At 63.6% G+C, this 16,757-nt stretch carries 22 protein-coding genes; 8 read left to right on the top strand and 14 right to left on the bottom strand.

Annotated features, from left to right (window positions below):
- Nucleotides 1-51 precede the first annotated feature (51 nt).
- From ACQKPE_RS14175 to tsaA, 5 genes are all read left to right on the top strand, one after another.
- Nucleotides 52-897, top strand: coding sequence for a radical SAM protein (locus ACQKPE_RS14175; RefSeq protein WP_427666755.1), 846 nt, complete (start codon nucleotides 52-54; stop codon nucleotides 895-897).
- 102 nt (nucleotides 898-999) lie between these two features.
- Nucleotides 1,000-1,476 carry a GNAT family N-acetyltransferase gene (locus tag ACQKPE_RS14170; protein ID WP_427666747.1) on the top strand — a complete coding sequence of 159 codons (477 nt, stop codon included), beginning with the start codon at nucleotides 1,000-1,002 and terminating at the stop codon, nucleotides 1,474-1,476.
- A gap of 51 nt (nucleotides 1,477-1,527) precedes the next feature.
- On the top strand, nucleotides 1,528-2,238 hold the full coding sequence (locus tag ACQKPE_RS14165) for an rRNA pseudouridine synthase (RefSeq protein WP_427666745.1): 711 nt from the start codon (nucleotides 1,528-1,530) through the stop codon (nucleotides 2,236-2,238).
- A gap of 48 nt (nucleotides 2,239-2,286) precedes the next feature.
- Nucleotides 2,287-2,748, top strand: coding sequence for a DUF1456 family protein (locus tag ACQKPE_RS14160; RefSeq protein ID WP_427666743.1), 462 nt, complete (start codon nucleotides 2,287-2,289; stop codon nucleotides 2,746-2,748).
- Between the two features lie 5 nt (nucleotides 2,749-2,753).
- On the top strand, nucleotides 2,754-3,446 hold the full coding sequence (tsaA, locus tag ACQKPE_RS14155) for a tRNA (N6-threonylcarbamoyladenosine(37)-N6)-methyltransferase TrmO (RefSeq protein WP_427666741.1): 693 nt from the start codon (nucleotides 2,754-2,756) through the stop codon (nucleotides 3,444-3,446).
- A 56-nt stretch (nucleotides 3,447-3,502) separates the two neighbouring features.
- Here tsaA and fpr read toward each other — a convergent pair whose 3' ends face one another.
- Nucleotides 3,503-4,282, bottom strand: a complete 780-nt coding sequence (fpr, locus tag ACQKPE_RS14150) for a ferredoxin-NADP reductase (RefSeq protein WP_323452883.1) — start codon at nucleotides 4,280-4,282, stop codon at nucleotides 3,503-3,505.
- 118 nt (nucleotides 4,283-4,400) lie between these two features.
- Between fpr and ACQKPE_RS14145 the strand changes: the two genes are divergently transcribed.
- A complete protein-coding gene (locus tag ACQKPE_RS14145; RefSeq protein ID WP_427666739.1) occupies nucleotides 4,401-5,327 on the top strand; it encodes a LysR family transcriptional regulator in 927 nt (308 codons plus the stop codon).
- A gap of 138 nt (nucleotides 5,328-5,465) precedes the next feature.
- Here the strand turns inward: ACQKPE_RS14145 and ACQKPE_RS14140 are convergent, their stop codons facing one another.
- The 3 genes from ACQKPE_RS14140 to ACQKPE_RS14130 all read right to left on the bottom strand — a co-directional run bounded on the left by ACQKPE_RS14140 (nucleotide 5,466) and on the right by ACQKPE_RS14130 (nucleotide 7,490).
- Nucleotides 5,466-5,828 carry a diacylglycerol kinase gene (locus ACQKPE_RS14140; RefSeq protein ID WP_427666737.1) on the bottom strand — a complete coding sequence of 121 codons (363 nt, stop codon included), beginning with the start codon at nucleotides 5,826-5,828 and terminating at the stop codon, nucleotides 5,466-5,468.
- Nucleotides 5,829-5,902: 74 nt separating this feature from the next.
- A complete protein-coding gene (gene erdR, locus ACQKPE_RS14135) occupies nucleotides 5,903-6,553 on the bottom strand; it encodes a response regulator transcription factor ErdR (RefSeq protein ID WP_427666735.1) in 651 nt (216 codons plus the stop codon).
- Nucleotides 6,554-6,779: 226 nt separating this feature from the next.
- Entirely contained in the window at nucleotides 6,780-7,490 is a 711-nt protein-coding gene (locus ACQKPE_RS14130) for a tRNA-uridine aminocarboxypropyltransferase (protein WP_427666734.1), read from the bottom strand.
- A gap of 210 nt (nucleotides 7,491-7,700) precedes the next feature.
- Between ACQKPE_RS14130 and ACQKPE_RS14125 the strand changes: the two genes are divergently transcribed.
- Nucleotides 7,701-8,123 (top strand): quorum-sensing-regulated virulence factor family protein, encoded by a 423-nt coding sequence (locus ACQKPE_RS14125; RefSeq protein WP_427666732.1) that lies wholly within the window; start codon nucleotides 7,701-7,703, stop codon nucleotides 8,121-8,123.
- Between the two features lies 1 nt (nucleotide 8,124).
- Here the strand turns inward: ACQKPE_RS14125 and ACQKPE_RS14120 are convergent, their stop codons facing one another.
- Nucleotides 8,125-8,331: a hypothetical protein gene (locus ACQKPE_RS14120; protein ID WP_427666731.1), complete on the bottom strand. Its 207-nt coding sequence runs from the start codon at nucleotides 8,329-8,331 to the stop codon at nucleotides 8,125-8,127.
- Between the two features lie 364 nt (nucleotides 8,332-8,695).
- Between ACQKPE_RS14120 and ACQKPE_RS14115 the strand changes: the two genes are divergently transcribed.
- Nucleotides 8,696-9,814, top strand: coding sequence for an LOG family protein (locus ACQKPE_RS14115; protein ID WP_427666730.1), 1,119 nt, complete (start codon nucleotides 8,696-8,698; stop codon nucleotides 9,812-9,814).
- 58 nt (nucleotides 9,815-9,872) lie between these two features.
- Here the strand turns inward: ACQKPE_RS14115 and recX are convergent, their stop codons facing one another.
- From recX to ACQKPE_RS14070, 9 genes are all read right to left on the bottom strand, one after another.
- Nucleotides 9,873-10,340, bottom strand: coding sequence for a recombination regulator RecX (gene recX / locus ACQKPE_RS14110; RefSeq protein ID WP_427666728.1), 468 nt, complete (start codon nucleotides 10,338-10,340; stop codon nucleotides 9,873-9,875).
- Nucleotides 10,341-10,348: 8 nt separating this feature from the next.
- Entirely contained in the window at nucleotides 10,349-11,416 is a 1,068-nt protein-coding gene (recA, locus tag ACQKPE_RS14105; RefSeq protein WP_427666726.1) for a recombinase RecA, read from the bottom strand.
- Between the two features lie 103 nt (nucleotides 11,417-11,519).
- Nucleotides 11,520-12,002 (bottom strand): CinA family protein, encoded by a 483-nt coding sequence (locus tag ACQKPE_RS14100; RefSeq protein ID WP_427666725.1) that lies wholly within the window; start codon nucleotides 12,000-12,002, stop codon nucleotides 11,520-11,522.
- 41 nt (nucleotides 12,003-12,043) lie between these two features.
- A complete protein-coding gene (locus tag ACQKPE_RS14095) occupies nucleotides 12,044-12,511 on the bottom strand; it encodes a lysis protein (RefSeq protein WP_427666723.1) in 468 nt (155 codons plus the stop codon).
- 26 nt (nucleotides 12,512-12,537) lie between these two features.
- Complete coding sequence (locus ACQKPE_RS14090; protein ID WP_427666753.1) at nucleotides 12,538-13,086, bottom strand: glycoside hydrolase family 19 protein; 549 nt, start codon at nucleotides 13,084-13,086, stop codon at nucleotides 12,538-12,540.
- A gap of 54 nt (nucleotides 13,087-13,140) precedes the next feature.
- The gene (locus tag ACQKPE_RS14085; protein ID WP_427666721.1) at nucleotides 13,141-14,175 is read right to left on the bottom strand and encodes a phage late control D family protein; all 1,035 of its coding nucleotides are present in this window, start codon (nucleotides 14,173-14,175) and stop codon (nucleotides 13,141-13,143) included.
- Nucleotides 14,176-14,198: 23 nt separating this feature from the next.
- Nucleotides 14,199-14,405, bottom strand: a complete 207-nt coding sequence (locus ACQKPE_RS14080) for a tail protein X (RefSeq protein ID WP_427666719.1) — start codon at nucleotides 14,403-14,405, stop codon at nucleotides 14,199-14,201.
- Nucleotides 14,380-15,225, bottom strand: coding sequence for a phage tail protein (locus tag ACQKPE_RS14075; RefSeq protein ID WP_427666717.1), 846 nt, complete (start codon nucleotides 15,223-15,225; stop codon nucleotides 14,380-14,382). The genes ACQKPE_RS14080 and ACQKPE_RS14075 overlap by 26 nt, the downstream gene beginning before the upstream one ends.
- Nucleotides 15,226-15,235: 10 nt before the next feature.
- The gene (locus ACQKPE_RS14070; RefSeq protein ID WP_427666715.1) at nucleotides 15,236-16,729 is read right to left on the bottom strand and encodes a hypothetical protein; all 1,494 of its coding nucleotides are present in this window, start codon (nucleotides 16,727-16,729) and stop codon (nucleotides 15,236-15,238) included.
- Nucleotides 16,730-16,757: the final 28 nt, after the last annotated feature.

Genomic DNA, 16,757 nt, shown 5'->3' with positions numbered 1-16,757 from the left:
GAGGAAACCGCCATGAGTCGTGAAGCTTTGCAGGAATCGCTGTCCGCGGTGATGGATAACGAAGCGGACGAACTGGAACTTCGTCGGGTGCTGAGTGAGGCCGAGCGTCTGGTCAAGGCCGGCGTCAAGGAGATCCTGGTGATCTCCCAGGACACCAGCGCCTACGGCGTGGACGTGAAGTACAAGACCGACTTCTGGAACGGCCGCCCGGTCAAGACCCGCATGCTCGAGCTGTGCGAGGCCCTGAGCAGTCTGGGCGCGTGGGTGCGCCTGCACTACGTGTACCCGTACCCGAACGTCGACGACGTGATCCCGCTGATGGCCGCCGGCAAGATCCTGCCGTACCTGGACATCCCCTTCCAGCACGCCAGCCCCAAAGTGCTCAAGTCGATGAAGCGCCCGGCCTTCGAAGACCGCACCCTGGCGCGTATCAAGAGCTGGCGCGAGCAGTGCCCTGAGCTGGTGATCCGCTCCACCTTCATCGTCGGCTTCCCCGGCGAGACCGAGGAAGACTTCCAGTACCTGCTGGACTGGCTGACCGAAGCCCAGCTCGACCGCGTCGGCTGCTTCCAGTACTCGCCGGTCGAAGGCGCCCCGGCCAACGACCTGGGCCTGGACGAAGTGCCGGACGACATCAAGCAAGACCGCTGGGACCGCTTCATGGCCCACCAGCAAGCGATCAGCGCCGCGCGCCTGCAACAGCGCATCGGCAAGGAAATCGAAGTGCTGATCGACGAAGTCGAGGAACAGGGTTCGGTCGGCCGCAGCTTCTTCGATGCCCCGGAAATCGACGGCAGCGTGTTCATCGACGGTGACCACGGCTTCAAGCCGGGCGACAAGGTACGTTGCCGCATCGTCGATGCCGACGAGTACGACATGTGGGCCGAGCCTATCTGAGGCCGCTACCCGTCGACCCTGAGCCCCGCCTACTGGCGGGGTTCGTTTTTGCATCTATGGTGTGAGGAAAGGCCCACTGCAGGGCCATGGAATCGCCCCGCCATGCCATCACCCATGACGTTGCACACCCCGCACGTTCACGACTACCCGGAACTGGTGCAGGTCTGGGAGGACGCCGTGCGCGCCACCCATGACTTTCTCCCCGACGCCTACATCGTGCTGCTGCGCGAACACGTGCTGCGCCGCTACCTGGACGCCGTGATGCTGGTGTGTTGCCGCGATCGTACGCGGCGCATCCTGGGCTTTGCCGGGGTATCCAACGGGCGCGTGGACATGCTCTTCGTCACCCCGCAATACCACGGCCAGGGCGTGGGCAAGCACCTGCTGCACTACGCCATCGACGAGCTCAACGCCGAACGCCTGGACGTCAACGAACAGAACCCCAAGGCGCTGGGCTTCTACCTGCACGAGGGCTTCGAGGTCACTGGCCGCTCGGCCACCGACGGCCTTGGCCAGCCCTACCCGTTACTGCACTTGAGGCTGGTGCGCAATAACGGCGCAGATTCCCGGGCTGACTGACGCCCGGAGAGGTACAATGAGCGCTTTCCTTCTTTGCGTGAACCACTGTCCATGTCAGAACCTGTGCGCCTGTCCAAACGTCTTATCGAACAGCTTGGCTGTTCCCGTCGGGAGGCTGAACTGTACATCGAGGGCGGTTGGGTCACGGTCGATGGCATCGTGGTCGAGCAGCCGCAGTTCAAAGTGCAAGAGCAACGCATCGAATTGCTGCCCGGCGCCCGCGCCGAAACCCTCGAGCCGGTCACCCTGTTGCTCAACCAGCCAGCCGGGCTGGACGCCGAAACCGCACGCGCAAGCATGACCCTGGCCAGCCTCAGCGAGGCCCACCGCGAAGGCGTACGCCCTCTGCACGGGCACTTCGCCCGCCAAGCCTGCGTAGCCCCCCTGGAGGCCGGTGCCAGCGGCCTGCAGCTGTTTACCCAGGATTGGCGAGTGACCCGCAAGATCGACAGCGAGATCCGCCGCCTGGAACAGGAATATATCGTCCAGGTCAGCGGCGAAGCCAAGGCATCGGCCCTGGAGCGCCTGGCCCGTGGCGTGACCTACAAAGGCCACGAACTGCCGAAGGCCAAGGCCAGCTGGCAGAGCGAAAGCCACCTGCGCGTGGCCCTGAAGAACCCCCAACCCGGCCAGATCGCCCAGCTGTGCGCCAGTGTCGGCCTCAGCGTGCAGGGCCTGCGCCGCATCCGCCTGGGCGGCGTGCCGATGGGCAAGCTACCCTTGGGGCAGTGGCGCTACGTGGCCAGCAGCGAACGTTTCTAGCATTACCAGCGCCGCCGAATGCGGCACTTGAACAGGATCGGCTTCAACATGAACCACAATGATGTACTGCGCAGCCTGCGCTACATGCTCAAGGTCAACGACGCCAAGATGACCGAGATCATTGGGCTGACGGGTCTGGACGTGAACCCGGTAGTGCTCGCCACCTACCTCAAGAAAGAGGAAGAGCCCGGTTTCGTGCGCTGCCCCGAGCGGGTGATGGCGCACTTTCTCGATGGCCTGGTGATTCATCGCCGCGGCAAGGACGACAGCCGCCCAGCGCAGCCAGTAGAACTGCCAGTGACCAACAACACCATCCTCAAGAAATTGCGGGTGGCCTTCGAGCTCAAGGAAGACGACCTGCACACGATTCTCAAGGCGGTCAACTTCCCGGTGTCCAAGCCAGAGCTCAGCGCACTGTTTCGCAAGGTCGGCCACGACAACTACCGCCCCTGTGGCGACCAGTTGCTGCGCAACTTCCTCAAGGGCCTGACCCTGCGCGTGCGCGGCTGAAGGCCATGCAGCATAGCGTCTCGCCGGTCGGTATCGTGCGCTCCTGCTTCAAGGAAAAGTTCGCCATTCCGCGCCAGCCACAGCTGGCCCCGGCAGCACGCGGCACCCTCGAGCTGCTGCCGCCGTTCGACCAGGGCGATGCGGTCGAGGGGCTGGAGCAAGTCAGCCACGTCTGGTTGCTGTTCCTGTTCCACCAGGCCCTGGAAGACAAGCCTCGCCTGAAGGTGCGCCCACCAAGGCTGGGCGGCAACAAGAGCATGGGCGTGTTCGCCACCCGCGCCACCCACCGCCCCAATGGCATCGGCCAGTCGGTGGTGCGCCTGGAGGGCGTGGAGCCTGGTCGGTTGCTGTTATCGGGCATCGACTTGCTCGATGGCACGCCGGTGCTGGATATCAAGCCCTACGTGCCCTACGCCGACAGCATCACGCAGGCGAGCAATGCAATGGCCAGCGAGGCGCCCGCGCCGATTGAGGTGCGGTGGAGCGATACCGCTTTGCCCCAGGCCCATGGGCATGCGCAGCGCCTGGGCGAGCCGCTGGTGGAACTGATCGAGCAGTGTCTGGCCCAGGACCCTCGCCCGGCCTACCAGGTGCCGCCGCCGGAGCGGGTATATGGGGTGAAGTTCTGGGATGTGCAGGTGCGCTGGCATTACCCAACGCCGGAGGTGATTCGGGTGCTGGAAGTGATGCCTGAGTGATGTACAGGCAATAAAAAACGCAGGCCAAGCCTGCGTTTTTTTTTATTGCGTACGCCTTACTTCTCGACGAACGCACGCTCGATCAGGTAATCGCCCGGCTCACGCATGCGTGCGGAAATCTTCAGGCCGAAGCTGTCGAGCACTTCGCTGGTTTCGTCGAGCATGCTTGGGCTGCCGCAGATCATCGCGCGGTCGTCCTGCGGGTTGATCGGTGGCAGGCCGATGTCGCTGAACAGCTTGCCGCTGCGCATCAGGTCGGTCAGACGGCCCTGGTTCTCGAACGGCTCGCGGGTCACGGTCGGGTAGTAGATCAGCTTGTCGCGCACGGCCTCACCGAAGAACTCGTTCTGCGGCAGGTGCTCGGTGATGAACTCGCGGTAGGCCACTTCGTTGACGTAGCGCACACCGTGAACCAGGATCACCTTCTCGAAACGCTCGTAGGTTTCAGGGTCCTGGATGACGCTCATGAACGGCGCCAGGCCAGTGCCGGTGCTCAGCAGGTACAGGTGCTTGCCGGGGTTCAGGTCGTCGAGTACCAGCGTGCCGGTGGGCTTCTTGCTGATGATGATCTCGTCGCCTTCCTTCAGGTGCTGCAACTGCGAAGTCAGCGGGCCATCGGGCACCTTGATGCTGAAGAACTCCAGGTGCTCTTCCCAGTTCGGCGACGCGATGGAATAGGCGCGCATGAGCGGGCGGCCGCTTTCCTGCTGCAGGCCGATCATCACGAACTGACCGTTCTCGAAGCGCAGGCCCGGGTCACGGGTGCACTTGAAGCTGAACAGGGTGTCATTCCAGTGATGCACACTGAGGACACGTTCGTGGTTCATGTTGCTCATCTAGGGGGCTCCTGAAGAAAAACGCAGCGCGCAAAACGCGCAGTTGCGCGATAGTTTAGGGGCAGCGAGAATATCTGTTAACTGAATTATCAAGATATGTCTTATCGGTTATATAGATATGCGATTCACACTCCGCCAGCTCCAGGTATTCGTCGCCGTTGCCCAGCATCAAAGCGTCTCCCGGGCCGCCAACGTGCTGGCTCTTTCGCAGTCGGCGGCCAGTACTTCCATCACTGAGTTGGAGCGCCAATCCAGCTGCCAGCTATTCGACCGCGCCGGCAAACGCCTGAGCCTCAATGCGCTGGGCCACCAGCTGCTGCCCCAGGCAGTGGCACTGCTCGACCAAGCCAAGGAAATCGAAGACCTGCTCAATGGCAAGTCCGGCTTCGGCTCGCTCGCAGTCGGCGCCACATTGACCATCGGCAACTACCTGGCCACGCTGCTGATCGGCAGCTTCATGCAGGTGCACCCGGAAAGCCAGGTGAAGCTGCATGTGCAGAACACTGCGCATATTGTGCAACAAGTGGCGCATTACGAAATTGACCTGGGTCTGATCGAGGGCGACTGCAACCACCCGGACCTGGAGGTGCAGCAATGGGTCGAGGACGAACTGGTGGTGTTCTGCGCGCCCCAACACCCTTTGGCCAAAGTCGGCCATGCCAGCATCGAGGCGCTGGCACACGAGGCGTGGATTCTGCGTGAGCAAGGCTCCGGCACGCGCCTGACCTTCGACCAGGCCATGCGCCATCACCGTGCCCACCTGAACATCCGCCTGGAGCTCGAACACACCGAGGCGATCAAGCGTGCCGTCGAGTCGGGCCTGGGCATCGGCTGCATTTCCCGCCTGGCTTTGCGCGATGCCTTCCGCCGCGGCAGCCTGGTGCCGGTGGAAACGCCAGAGCTGGACCTGCTGCGCCAGTTCTACTTCATCTGGCACAAGCAGAAGTACCAGACCTCGGCCATGCGCGAGTTTCTCGAACTGTGCCGCAGCTTTACCGCCGGGGTGCGGCGCAGTGACGAGATCGTCCTACCGACGATTGCCTAGGGTCTGTCTGAAATGTATCTGCACTCGCCCAGACTGCGTTGAAACGGGGCTCAGAATGCTCATGTACTCCAGTACACTCCGCTTCCTCGCCCCGTTTCGCCTTGTCTGGCCTTCGCGCAGACACATTTCAGACAGACCCTAGATAAGAATCACGCCCCACACCAGCGCCACCATGGCCATCGCCACCAGTTGCGCGGCGCTGCCCATGTCCTTGGCGTTCTTCGACAGGGGGTGGCGATCCAGCGAAATGCGGTCGATGGCGGCCTCGACTGCCGAGTTGAGCAACTCGACGATCAGCCCCAGCAGGCACACCACGATCAGGATCGCCCGTTCGGCCCGGGTGACCGGCAGCCAGAACGCGATGGGAATCAACACCACATTGAGCAGCACCAGTTGGCGAAACGCAGCCTCGCCCTTGAAGGCGGCGCGCAGGCCGTCCAGCGAATAGCCAGCGGCATTGAGGATACGTTTGAGGCCCGTCTGGCCTTTGAATGGCGACATGTGCGTGTATTTCATCGATGAAAGACCGGCAGGCTAACCCAGCCGGGGTCAAAAAAGCGTGAAGCAGCAGCCACTTAAGCGCCAGCAACCGACTCCAACTGTTGCAGCAGCAACGCGGCCTGGGTACGCGTGCGAACGCCCAGTTTGCGGAAGATCGCCGTGACATGGGCCTTGATGGTGGCTTCGGAAACGCTCAGCTCATAGGCGATCTGCTTGTTCAGCAAACCTTCGCAGACCATGGTCAGCACCCGGAACTGCTGGGGCGTCAAGCTGGCCAGGCCTTCGCTGGCGGCCTTGGCCTCGGCCGACACATCGACCTTGTCGAATGCCTGTGGCGGCCACCAGACTTCGCCATCGAGCACTTTCTTCACGGCATCCTGGATGGTTTCCAGCGGGCTGGACTTGGGAATGAAACCGCTGGCCCCAAACTCGCGGGACTTGACCACCACGGCCGCCTCTTCCTGGGCCGAAACCATCACCACGGGAATCTGCGGGTACTGGCCGCGCAACAGGACCAGGCCGGAAAAACCGTAGGCACCCGGCATGTTCAGGTCGAGCAGCACCAAGTCCCAATCGGCCTTCTCGGTCAGACGGGTTTCCAGCTCGGCGATGCTCGCCACCTCCACCAACCGCACCTGCGGGCCCAGGCCCAGAGTCACGGCTTGGCGCAGCGCACTACGGAACAGCGGGTGGTCATCGGCAATCAGGATTTCGTATGTGGCCATCGATCCAGGGGTCCTGTTCTTGAGCCAGGCGCATGGGAGGTAGGTGAGCGCCTGGCGGGCACTCAAGGCACGGCGAGCAACCTGGGTACGGCAGTATCGTCGCGGCCGAAGCGGCGCCAAGGATGCCGAGCGCGGTACAGGTGGTCAAGCCAATTGCCACCAAGCTCGCCCACCCTGGCTGTCAGCTTCGACAGTATGAACCAATCCGCCGCGCCTGCCCCTTGGACTATAGGAAGGTATGCAAACGCTGATGCGTTTCATCCTGGGCATCCAGCGGCAGGCGACGCTTGCCGCTCAGGTAATGCAGGCTGAACACATCCAGGTAGGCATCGAGCGCCTGGGAGGCACGCGCATCGCCAGCCAGGTCCAGGCACATGGCAGCCACCTCGGCGGTGCAGAAGTGGTCGTCACGCTTGGAGCGGCGCAACCGGTAGCGGGACATCTGCTCGGCTTGCAGGCTGAGTACCGGGAAGCGGTCCAGGTAGGGGCTCTTGCGGAACATCTTGCGCGCTTCGGTCCAGGTGGCATCGAGCAGGATGAACAATGGGCGCTTACCGGGCTCGCGCACCACTTCGCTGACCACCCTTTGCTCGGCAACGAACTCCCCTGGGAAGACGATATAAGGCTGCCACTGAGGCTGCTCGAGCAACGCCAGCAAACGGGGGTCGACCTCGGTGCGTTGCCAGCCGAAGGCCCAGGTGTCCGCCACCAGGTCAGCGATCAGCCAACCGGTATTGGTAGGCTTCAGTGGCTCGGTGTCGTGCATTACCAGGCACACCCCCGAGTCTGCATCGACCCGCGGTTTCCAGGCGCACAGGCAGTGCGTGGCAATCACCCGGCAATCCGGGCAACGCTCGGCACGTGAGCCACGGGCGATGAAAGGTTTATTGCTGCGGGCCAGGCGCTCGGCACGCAGGCGCGCTACCGCATGGCTCATGACGGCAGGCCTTGGGACAAGGTGGGGATCGACACAACGGCGACTCGACGAAAAACCAGCCGCCAGTCTACCAGAGCCCGCGTGTCTTTTGCCGTGCAGCCCAGCCTGCCGGTCCCTTATACTCGACTGCTTTGGCGGCCCGGCAGCGCACCACGGAACGCCGCCCGCCGGCGCAGGTCAAAGCGCCAGTTATCGAACCAGGAGAGATTCATGCTGCGTTTCATCGCCCCGACCCTGAGCCTGCTGCTCGCCCTGCCCTTGGCAGCCCAGGCGGCTTCCAAGCAGGACTATGAGCTGAACCAGATGCTGGAAAAGGTCGCCAAGGAAAGCAGCGTCGGCACCCCGCGCGCGGTCAACGAAGACATCCTCGACCAGGGCTACACGGTCGAGAAAGGCAAGGCGCTGGTCAACCACCTGAGCGTGCGTGAAGACCATGCCCAACGGATGCTGCAAAACCCTTCGCTGGTCCGCAGCCAGCTGGGTGACAGCGTCTGCCGTAATAACGGTTACCGTCAGTTGCTGTCCAAGGGCGCCGTGCTGGTCTATCGCTTCACCATCTACAAGACCAACCAACCGGTCATGGACCAGGCTTTCGACGCCGCCAGCTGCACCGCCGGCAGCAAGAAGAAGTAAGTCACACCACCCGGTCACCCTCTGTGGCGCGCCGCTGCTCCTCATCGGCGCGCAATTCCGCCAGCAGCGCCTGCATGTAACGCGAATGCAGCACTTGCCCTTGCAGCCTGCGCAAACATTCATCCTCCAGGCTTACCTGGTTGGCTTGCGCGGCATATGCAAGCTGCCGATACAACTTGGCATCCACCTCGATGACCAGCCGGTGCATAGGTCTACCTCGCGGTATCGCGCCCCTGTCTGTTGTCAGTTAATCAAAGCCTCACAAAGATTGGATCCCATCCGACAGGCGGCTGTGGTGGCTTGATCCCGGCACGAAACCGTCCCAAGGTCTAGATTGATAGCGAACAGGCCACGCTTTTCCGGCAAGTGAAAACGGCTGCCGGAAAAGCGTGGCCTGGTGCAGAACAATAATGACCACGAGATGGACCCCCACCACTGCATCATGGCCTTGAAGGCCTACTGCAATGCTCGGGATGCACACTCGAGCCACAGCAGCCAGCGACGCACGCAGTGTCGCGGCCGGGACACACCATCGGCCCGGTCAGAGGTTTTGCTGCAGAAGGAGACGTTGAATGCCTTACCTACCGAATGAACGCCTGTTCAATCATTTCAGGGACCACGGTATCGACCTGAGCAAGCTTGACGACCAGTTGCAACTGGTCGCCCCTGACAGCCCCAACCTGCCGCTGTACCGCGACATGCTACTGACCGTCCTGCGCATGGCCCACGACGATGCCGACCGCTGGAGCGCCAAGATCACCCTGCAGGCCCTGCGCGAGCTGGACCACGCCTTCCGCACCCTGGCGCGCTACCGGGGCAGGCGCAAGGTCACGGTATTCGGCTCGGCCCGCACACCCCAGGAACACCCGATGTATGCCTTGGCCCGGGAGCTGGGGGCCAGCCTGGCACGCTCCGAACTGATGGTCATCACCGGAGCCGGTGGCGGCATCATGGCTGCTGCCCACGAAGGCGCCGGCAGCGAGCACAGCCTGGGATTCAACATCACCCTGCCCTTCGAGCAGCACGCCAATGCCACGGTGGACGGCACCGACCGGCTGCTGCCGTTCCATTTCTTCTTCATTCGCAAGCTGTTCTTCGTCAAGGAGGCCGATGCCCTGGTGCTCTGCCCTGGAGGCTTCGGCACCCTCGATGAGGCGCTGGAAGTATTGACCTTGATCCAGACCGGCAAGAGCCCATTGGTACCGGTGGTGCTGCTGGACTCTCCCGGCGGCAGCTTCTGGAGCGATGCCCTGGGCTTCATCACCCGTCAACTGGAAGAGAACCGCTACATCCTGCCCACCGACCTGAAACTGGTAAGCCTGGTGCACAGCGCCGAGGACGCGGTGGAGGAAATCAAGCAGTTCTACCGCAACTACCACTCCAGCCGCTGGCTGAAGAACCAGTTTTCGATCCGCATGCATCACCCACTCAGCGAGGCGGCATTGCTGGATATACAGGAAGGCTTCGCCGACCTGCGCCTGAGCGGCAAGTACCACCAGGCCGCCGACAGCGGCTTCGAACACGAGGTGGGCAACTTCAGCCACCTGACCCGGCTGACCTTCGCGTTCACGGGGCGCGACCAGGGGCGCCTGCGCGAACTGGTGGACTTCATCAACCTGCCGGAGAACTGGGCCAAGCCCCAGCCCATGCACACCACCCAGCGGGCTCGAGACGCCCTGAAAGCCAGCTGAAACGAAAACGGCCTGCATGGCTGACCCGCACAGAAGGCAAGGTCAGCCATGCAGGCCGTCAATCGTCCAGGCTCCGCCCGCTGAGCAGGCGACCAATCATGTCCATGGGGTAGCCACGGTAGGCCAGGAAGCGGGTTTGTTGCGCGCGGCTGCGGGGGTCTTGCGGCCGCAGGCCAGCAAACTTGCGCTGCCAGACATCCTGTAAACGGGCCGACCAATCGATGCCACACTCGCGTAGGGCCTGGTCGATATCACCCCGGTTCAAACCACGCTGGCCTAGTTCCTCGCGAATACGCGCGGGGCCGTAGCCGGCATTGGAACGATGGTTTATGAAGCTCTCGAGGTAACGCGCTTCGCTGAGCAGACCGTCTTCGGTCAGCCGATCGAGGGCTTGCTCGATCAGCTCATCCGAAGCGCCGCGCTGACGCAGTTTGCGCGTCAGCTCGACACGACCGTGCTCGCGTCGTGCGAGCAGGTCCATGGCTGTCCGCCGGACGGCGACGGGGGTGTCGAGTACGACGGACATGGGGCCGATCAATAACCGGCGTCAGCGTCAGCCAGATCGTCGGCACCAGCCTCTGCAGCAGCGGTCTTGCCAGCAGCGGCAACGGCACCAGCATTCAGCAGTTTCTCGCGAATCTGCTTCTCGATTTCGCCGCCGATTGCAGGGTTCTCTTGCAGGTACTTGGCGGCGTTCGCCTTGCCCTGACCGATCTTGTTGCCTTGGTAGCTGTACCAGGCACCGGATTTTTCGACCAGGCCCTGGGAAACCCCCAGGTCGATGATCTCGCCGTTGCGATAGATGCCCTTGCCGTAGAGGATTTGGAACTCGGCCTGGCGGAACGGCGGAGCGACCTTGTTCTTGACGATCTTCACGCGGGTTTCGCTACCGACCACCTCGTCGCCTTCCTTGACCGCGCCGGTACGGCGAATGTCCAGACGTACCGAGGCGTAGAACTTCAGGGCGTTACCACCGGTGGTGGTTTCCGGGCTGCCGAACATCACGCCGATCTTCATACGGATCTGGTTGATGAAGATGACCAGGCAGTTGGCGTTCTTGATGTTGCCGGTGATCTTGCGCAGCGCCTGGGACATCAGGCGGGCTTGCAGGCCCACGTGCATGTCGCCCATCTCGCCTTCGATCTCGGCCTTGGGCACCAGGGCCGCCACGGAGTCGACGATGATCACGTCGACCGCGTTGGAGCGCACCAGCATGTCGGTGATTTCCAGGGCCTGCTCGCCGGTGTCCGGCTGGGACACCAGCAGGTCGTCGACGTTGACACCCAGCTTGCCGGCGTACTCAGGGTCGAGGGCGTGCTCGGCGTCGACGAAGGCGCAGGTGGCGCCATTCTTCTGGGCTTCGGCGATGACCGACAGGGTCAATGTGGTTTTACCCGAGGATTCCGGACCGTAGATTTCGACGATACGACCTTTCGGCAGGCCGCCAATGCCCAGGGCGATGTCCAGGCCCAGGGAGCCGGTGGAGATGGCTGGAATAGCCTGGCGCTCATGGTCGCCCATGCGCATGACCGCGCCTTTGCCGAATTGACGTTCGATCTGACCCAGGGCCGCAGCCAAGGCGCGCTTCTTGTTGTCGTCCATTGAAATCCTCACGTGATCGACTTGGCCCTGATGGGCAGAACAACTGTATAAGTAGCCAGTATTATTCCACAGGGAAAAGATTCCGCAACCCCCGTCGAGCGATTTACTCGGCACCAAGCTGTAACAAGCCGTCTAACGCGGCGATTACCGTCTGTCGACGCACCGCTTCGCGGTCGCCGTCAAAGTGCCGCCGCTCGCTGCTGACGTGGCTGCCATCGGCCCAGGCCAGCCACACGGTGCCCACTGGTTTGGCAGGCGAACCACCATCGGGGCCGGCCACGCCGCTGACCGCTACGGCAAAGCGCGCACCGCTGGCGGCCTGGGCACCGCGCACCATGGCCTCGACCACTTCCTGGCTGACCGCGCCGACCTCGGCGAACAGCGTCTGCGGCACGCCCAACTGACGGGTTTTCTGGCTGTTCGAATAGGTGACGTAGCCGGCCTCGAACCAGGCCGAACTGCCGGGAATACGGGTAATGGCCTCAGCGATGCCGCCGCCGGTGCAGGACTCGGCGGTGCTCACCTGAGCGTTGAAGCGTCGCAGGTGTTCGCCCAGGCGGGTGGAAAGAACGGTGATCGGGTCCATGGCGGGGCTCCTTGGCAGGACAGCCCACTACCCTACCACCCTCAGGGTCGCAGCGCGCGCACATAGGCCTGACAGGCGCGCAGCGCGATCAATCCTCGGTCGCCGTCGTCGGTGATGGCGACAATTCGTCGAGCATGCGCCGGGTCAAGTCGGGCGCGTACGGGGCCATGATCCACGCCGCGGGTGCCGGGGGTGGCAGGCACTGTGGAGCAGGAGGCGTCGCGCTCGACCAGGACTGACAGCCGCAAATCAGCAGTAGCCAGACGGTCACGCAGGCGAGCCTGAGTGTGTTGCGCATCGGTAAGCTCCTGGAAATATCGGGTTTCACTGTCGTGCAGGCGCTGCTCGAGGGCCTGGCGCCGCCCGTGCTCGGCTAGCAGCTGGTCATTGAGCGCTTCGGCTTGCGCCGTTCGTTGTTGCGCCTGAAGTGCGTCCGACTCAGCCAACTGCCGTTCGTAGCGCCAAGCCTGGACCTGCCAGGCCAGCGCTGAGGACAGCACCATGAGCATTGCGTACACCCCCAGTTGCAAGCGGCTCAGCACAGCACCTCCCGGGCCCGGGCCCAAAGCTTGAGGCGGTCGTCCAAACCATTTAGGCCGCCGTTGATATGCCGGGTGATACGGTTGAACTCGCCACGGTCGGCCAGGGCATTGAGCCCGCGCGACTGCCAGAACCATGCCGCCGACTCGCAGGCCCAGCGCGGCTGTTCGAGCAGTTGCGGCTGCGCCAGCAGGCGCTCGTCGCCGAACAGCGCGCGGCTGCACGCCTGGTAGTTGTTGTAGCCAGTGACCTGGATCAGGCCGCGGCCGCAGTAGCGTTGGCCATCGCCATCGGCCTGAGGCGTGTTGCCCAAGCGCAGGGCCAAGGTGCCGGTGTCATAGCGTGCCAAGTAGCGGTCGCTGCCCAGTTCCTTGACGTAGCGCAGTTGGCCGGACTCGTGGCCGACCTGGGCCAGGAACGCCGCCACGCGTTTCGGGGTGTCGATGTCCCAGCACGGCATTGCGGTGTTCAAGGCAGGAAGAAAAACGCCCGCGACAGCGCGGGCGTTGGGAAGGATCTGCAACAGTTGTTGCTCGGTGAGCATCGTCACCTCCTTGTGTGAGGTCATGGGGTGTCCGAGTACGCAAACTGACACGCGCTAGGCCTTGCTACCCCCACCCTGACGTGGCGCACTGCCCTTGGCTTTGGCCTTACCCGCCCTCCCCCCGCTGCACTGCACGGTGGTTCGCCAACCGGACTGGGTGAACACCTGCTCGACCGACTCGATCAGGTAGGTGCCATCGAGCCCATCGAGAAACCCTTTGGCCTCCAGGCTGCGCTCGGCGAACAGGTCGGTACGTCCGGTTAAATCCAGGCGCACATGTGCGGTGGCGCGGTTGAAGCTGGCCAGGCGTGCCCGGGCGGCTTGCTCGGCGGCGGCGCGGTTGGGGTACAGGTGGCGGTCGGTGTGCACCGGTTGCAGGCCGTCAGGCGCATCGGCGTTGCCCAGCTCGACCTCCACCAGCTTGCCGCTGGCGGTGTCCTGGTGGCGGGTACGCACCGCCTTGTGGGTGGTCTTGTCAGCCAGGCGGAACTGCCACTGGCTGACCTCCTGCCGCGTAACCGTCACCACCCCCAGCGGCTGGCCGCTGGCGCTTTGCCCGCCTTGACGCGGCAGCACCAGCAACTGGCCATTGGCGAGTTTGGCAGTGCAGTCGTACTGGCGGGCCAGCCGGGTGATGAAGTTGAAGTCCGACTCGCTGTACTGGTCCACCCGCGGCACGTTCGTGGCCACCGGGCAGACCGCCTGCCAGCCGTTGCGCGCGGCAATTTCGGCGACGATGCGTTGCAACGGCACCGCTTCCCAGCTACCGCTGCGGATGCTCTTGCCGGTACCGCGCATGTCGCTGGCCTTGCCGCGCACCACCAGGGTATCCGGCGGGCCGGACAGCTCGACCTCATCGACCGTATAACGGCCCAGCAAGGTCTGCGGCTGGCCGGCGTAGCCCAGGTGCACCTCCAGCACCGCGCCACGCGCCGGTAGCGCCAGGGCGCCGTCGCGGGCGTCGATGCGCAGCTCGAACTCGTCCGACTCCATGCCGGGCTTGTCGGTGGTGCGCATCAGTAGCAGGCGGTCGTTGATCAAGGTGGTGATGTCCTTGCCATCGGCCTTGATATTGAACACAGGTTGCATGGTTGAGGGCTCCGTGTGAGGGCTCAGTCCCAGAGTTGCACGCTGCTGGTCGCTACCAGGGGCAGCGCCGGCAGCACGATCCTCACCCCAGCGCGAAACGGCTGTGCTTCGTCTGCTAGCCCTTGGTTGATCGCCAGCACCCTCTCGACAGTGCCGTCGAGGTGGCCGTAGTAGTGCTGGCAAAGCGTGTCGAGCACGTCGCCTTCAGACGTTACGCAGGTCTTCGCCATAGCGGCTGAACTCCAGTGAGAAACCTTGTTTGCGTGGGATACCGCCGGCCAGCAAGTGAGCCTGCTCTTCTTCGATGCTGGTCAGGCACCAGGTGCCGAGCACTTCGCCGTAGCCGGTGGTGAGGCTCAGTGGCAGCAGTTGCCTGCCGATACTGCGCAGTGTCTGCAATTGGCCGAGGCCGCCTTTGAACGAGGGGAAAATCGCACCGCGAATGCTGATGCTTTCCTCACCCAGGCCCACGGCTTGTTGTGCACTTTCGCGGCCCAGGCGCTCCTGCCCGGCCCAGCGAAAGCGCGTTTGCCTACGCAGTTGGTCGAAGGCGGCGGTGTCGAGGTTGAAGTAATAAGGGTTGGCGTTCGGCTTGAGCGGTTGCAGCACCAACAGGTGGGGAAACGGTTTGATCGCTTGCGTCGGTGGCGTGGTGTTGGGCGCAAAACCCAGTGTTTCGAGCACGCCATCGACAGTCTTGCGCACCGCACCGACGGCCCGTTCGATAGCCGTACGGGCTTTGGCGGCGTGACCTGCGAAGGCGTCGATGCGTTCGCGCACCTGGCGTACCACAGCGACGGCCTGATCGTACTTGGCCGCCACTTTCTGCACCTGCTCCTGAGCCCTCGAAATAGCGCGCATGGTGCGTTGCAGGCGTGGGGCGATGAGCGGGCCAATCAGCGGCAGGGCCGACAGTTCGCCCGCCGCATCGCCCATGTGGCGGACTGCGTCGTCCAGCGGGTCGAGCATGGCGTCGGCACGCCGCTGCCCTGCTTCGCCCGCCTTGACCAAGGTATGCAGCGCGGCTTGCAGCTGCTCCAGGTAAGTCATGGGTTCTCCTCTAGGCCACGTGGGGTTGGTCGAATACCTGCACGTCGCGAGCCTGGCGCATCAGTTCGTTCAGCTGGCTTCGGGCGATAGCCTCGAGGCGCTGCTGGAACATGGGGTCGTCGAGGCTGTTGGTGAACGTGACAGGCGTGTTGGCGGTGAAGGTGAATTGCTGGTTGATCGGCGCGGGCGGCATCGTCGTGGAAACTGTAGATACTTGCTCCATTCGTTGGGCCGGAGCGCTACGTTCGGTCTCACGCATACTGGCGACGACGTCCCCAGGGCCTTTCCAGACGGGCTCGACGGAGGCTTGCTTGATCGGTAATTTGTCGATGATTGCAGGTACTGCGGCGGGTGGGCTTTCCTTGGCCTTCTGGCCATCGCTGAACCATGCCTTACCTAACGCACCACCGAGCTTGTCACCGATGAAGTTGCCGATTAGCCCACCTATCGGTGCGCCAATGACCGGCAGGACCGCAGCCCCGATCACCGATCCGATGACCGAGCCGGTCAGCCCGCCGACCGCCGCACCGTAGCCTTCGCCCTTCTCTTGGGCCGTGGTTGCCGTCTGGTACGTGTAGGCCGCCTTGAGGCCCGCATCGAGAAACGACATTTTGCTCATTGCCGATTTGGCTGCGCCAGTCGCTAGCGCCCCAAAAGAGCCGGTCGGGGCATTCGCCCCCCAGCCCGTCAAGGTCTTCGCCGCACCAAACACTGAGCGGCCAGCGGCACCGGCGCGCTCACCCAACCACTGGCCTGCACCCTTGACGCTATTACCCACGGCCCCCGGGGTCTCGCGCACGCGCTGCATGATCGCGCCACCAATACCGCCAGGCTGCGCCCTCACCTGCGCCAAGGCACCCAGCGTCCTGCCGGGCGCTTCCTTGATACGCTGCAACACGCCCCCGTTGCTGGGGCCTCCCAGCCACTGGCGGGCAGCGTTCCATTTCTCGCCCACCACAGCGGGCACTTGCCGGACACGCGCCGATACCGCCGCTCCGACACTGCCATGCTCCCCACGCACCTTGGCCAGGCCCTGGGTCAGCACGCCAGGCACACGCTTGGCGATGACCGCGCCCCCCACCACAGCCCCGAATATCGCCAGGCTCTTGCCGATGTCCACCACCGCCTTGCCGATGATGTCGCCCGGCCGCTCGGCAACCTTGCCGCCCTGCTCGCTCGCCGTTTGCGGCGGCGTGCCGGCGACGGGCGCCTTGGGTGCAGATGGCGCGGATGCGGACACGTTTACCGGCCCTGCAAACGCACGTAACCGGGTGCCCAGCTGCATGGCCGCGCCAAGCAGTTCACGCGCCGAGGAGATGAGCTGCGCATAGCGGTTTTCCAACCCTTCGAGCGCACTCCCCTGCTCCTTGGCTCTGTCGATCAACTGTCGCTCCATCGACAGCCAAGCCTTGCCCTGGGTCAGGCGCTCAGCCTGTGCCGCCTGCTGCTCTCTGCGAAAACGCTGGGTATCGCCAATCACCTGCTTGAGGGGGCTCGCCTTCACGCGAGGCTCCCCCAAGAGAACCGATGAA

The sequence above is a fragment of the Pseudomonas sp. NPDC089554 genome (assembly GCF_050280645.1).
Taxonomy (GTDB): Bacteria; Pseudomonadota; Gammaproteobacteria; order Pseudomonadales; family Pseudomonadaceae; genus Aquipseudomonas.
The sequence above is the reverse complement of the archived record's forward strand: the minus strand, read 5'-3'. Positions and strand labels throughout refer to the sequence as shown.

Coding starts and splice junctions, on each gene's coding strand:
- ACQKPE_RS14095 (WP_427666723.1), bottom strand. CDS start 12,511: ATGCTCATGGTGCTGTCCTCAGCGCTGGCCTGGCAGGTCCAGGCTTGG.
- fpr (WP_323452883.1), bottom strand. CDS start 4,282: ATGAGCAACATGAACCACGAACGTGTCCTCAGTGTGCATCACTGGAAT.
- recX (WP_427666728.1), bottom strand. CDS start 10,340: ATGTCCGTCGTACTCGACACCCCCGTCGCCGTCCGGCGGACAGCCATG.
- erdR (WP_427666735.1), bottom strand. CDS start 6,553: ATGGCCACATACGAAATCCTGATTGCCGATGACCACCCGCTGTTCCGT.
- ACQKPE_RS14075 (WP_427666717.1), bottom strand. CDS start 15,225: ATGACTTACCTGGAGCAGCTGCAAGCCGCGCTGCATACCTTGGTCAAG.
- ACQKPE_RS14085 (WP_427666721.1), bottom strand. CDS start 14,175: ATGCAACCTGTGTTCAATATCAAGGCCGATGGCAAGGACATCACCACC.
- tsaA (WP_427666741.1), top strand. CDS start 2,754: ATGCAGCATAGCGTCTCGCCGGTCGGTATCGTGCGCTCCTGCTTCAAG.
- ACQKPE_RS14100 (WP_427666725.1), bottom strand. CDS start 12,002: ATGGACCCGATCACCGTTCTTTCCACCCGCCTGGGCGAACACCTGCGA.
- ACQKPE_RS14140 (WP_427666737.1), bottom strand. CDS start 5,828: ATGTCGCCATTCAAAGGCCAGACGGGCCTCAAACGTATCCTCAATGCC.
- ACQKPE_RS14130 (WP_427666734.1), bottom strand. CDS start 7,490: ATGAGCCATGCGGTAGCGCGCCTGCGTGCCGAGCGCCTGGCCCGCAGC.
- ACQKPE_RS14165 (WP_427666745.1), top strand. CDS start 1,528: ATGTCAGAACCTGTGCGCCTGTCCAAACGTCTTATCGAACAGCTTGGC.
- recA (WP_427666726.1), bottom strand. CDS start 11,416: ATGGACGACAACAAGAAGCGCGCCTTGGCTGCGGCCCTGGGTCAGATC.
- ACQKPE_RS14090 (WP_427666753.1), bottom strand. CDS start 13,086: ATGCTCACCGAGCAACAACTGTTGCAGATCCTTCCCAACGCCCGCGCT.
- ACQKPE_RS14145 (WP_427666739.1), top strand. CDS start 4,401: ATGCGATTCACACTCCGCCAGCTCCAGGTATTCGTCGCCGTTGCCCAG.
- ACQKPE_RS14080 (WP_427666719.1), bottom strand. CDS start 14,405: ATGGCGAAGACCTGCGTAACGTCTGAAGGCGACGTGCTCGACACGCTT.
- ACQKPE_RS14120 (WP_427666731.1), bottom strand. CDS start 8,331: ATGCACCGGCTGGTCATCGAGGTGGATGCCAAGTTGTATCGGCAGCTT.
- ACQKPE_RS14115 (WP_427666730.1), top strand. CDS start 8,696: ATGCCTTACCTACCGAATGAACGCCTGTTCAATCATTTCAGGGACCAC.
- ACQKPE_RS14160 (WP_427666743.1), top strand. CDS start 2,287: ATGAACCACAATGATGTACTGCGCAGCCTGCGCTACATGCTCAAGGTC.
- ACQKPE_RS14125 (WP_427666732.1), top strand. CDS start 7,701: ATGCTGCGTTTCATCGCCCCGACCCTGAGCCTGCTGCTCGCCCTGCCC.
- ACQKPE_RS14175 (WP_427666755.1), top strand. CDS start 52: ATGGATAACGAAGCGGACGAACTGGAACTTCGTCGGGTGCTGAGTGAG.
- ACQKPE_RS14170 (WP_427666747.1), top strand. CDS start 1,000: ATGCCATCACCCATGACGTTGCACACCCCGCACGTTCACGACTACCCG.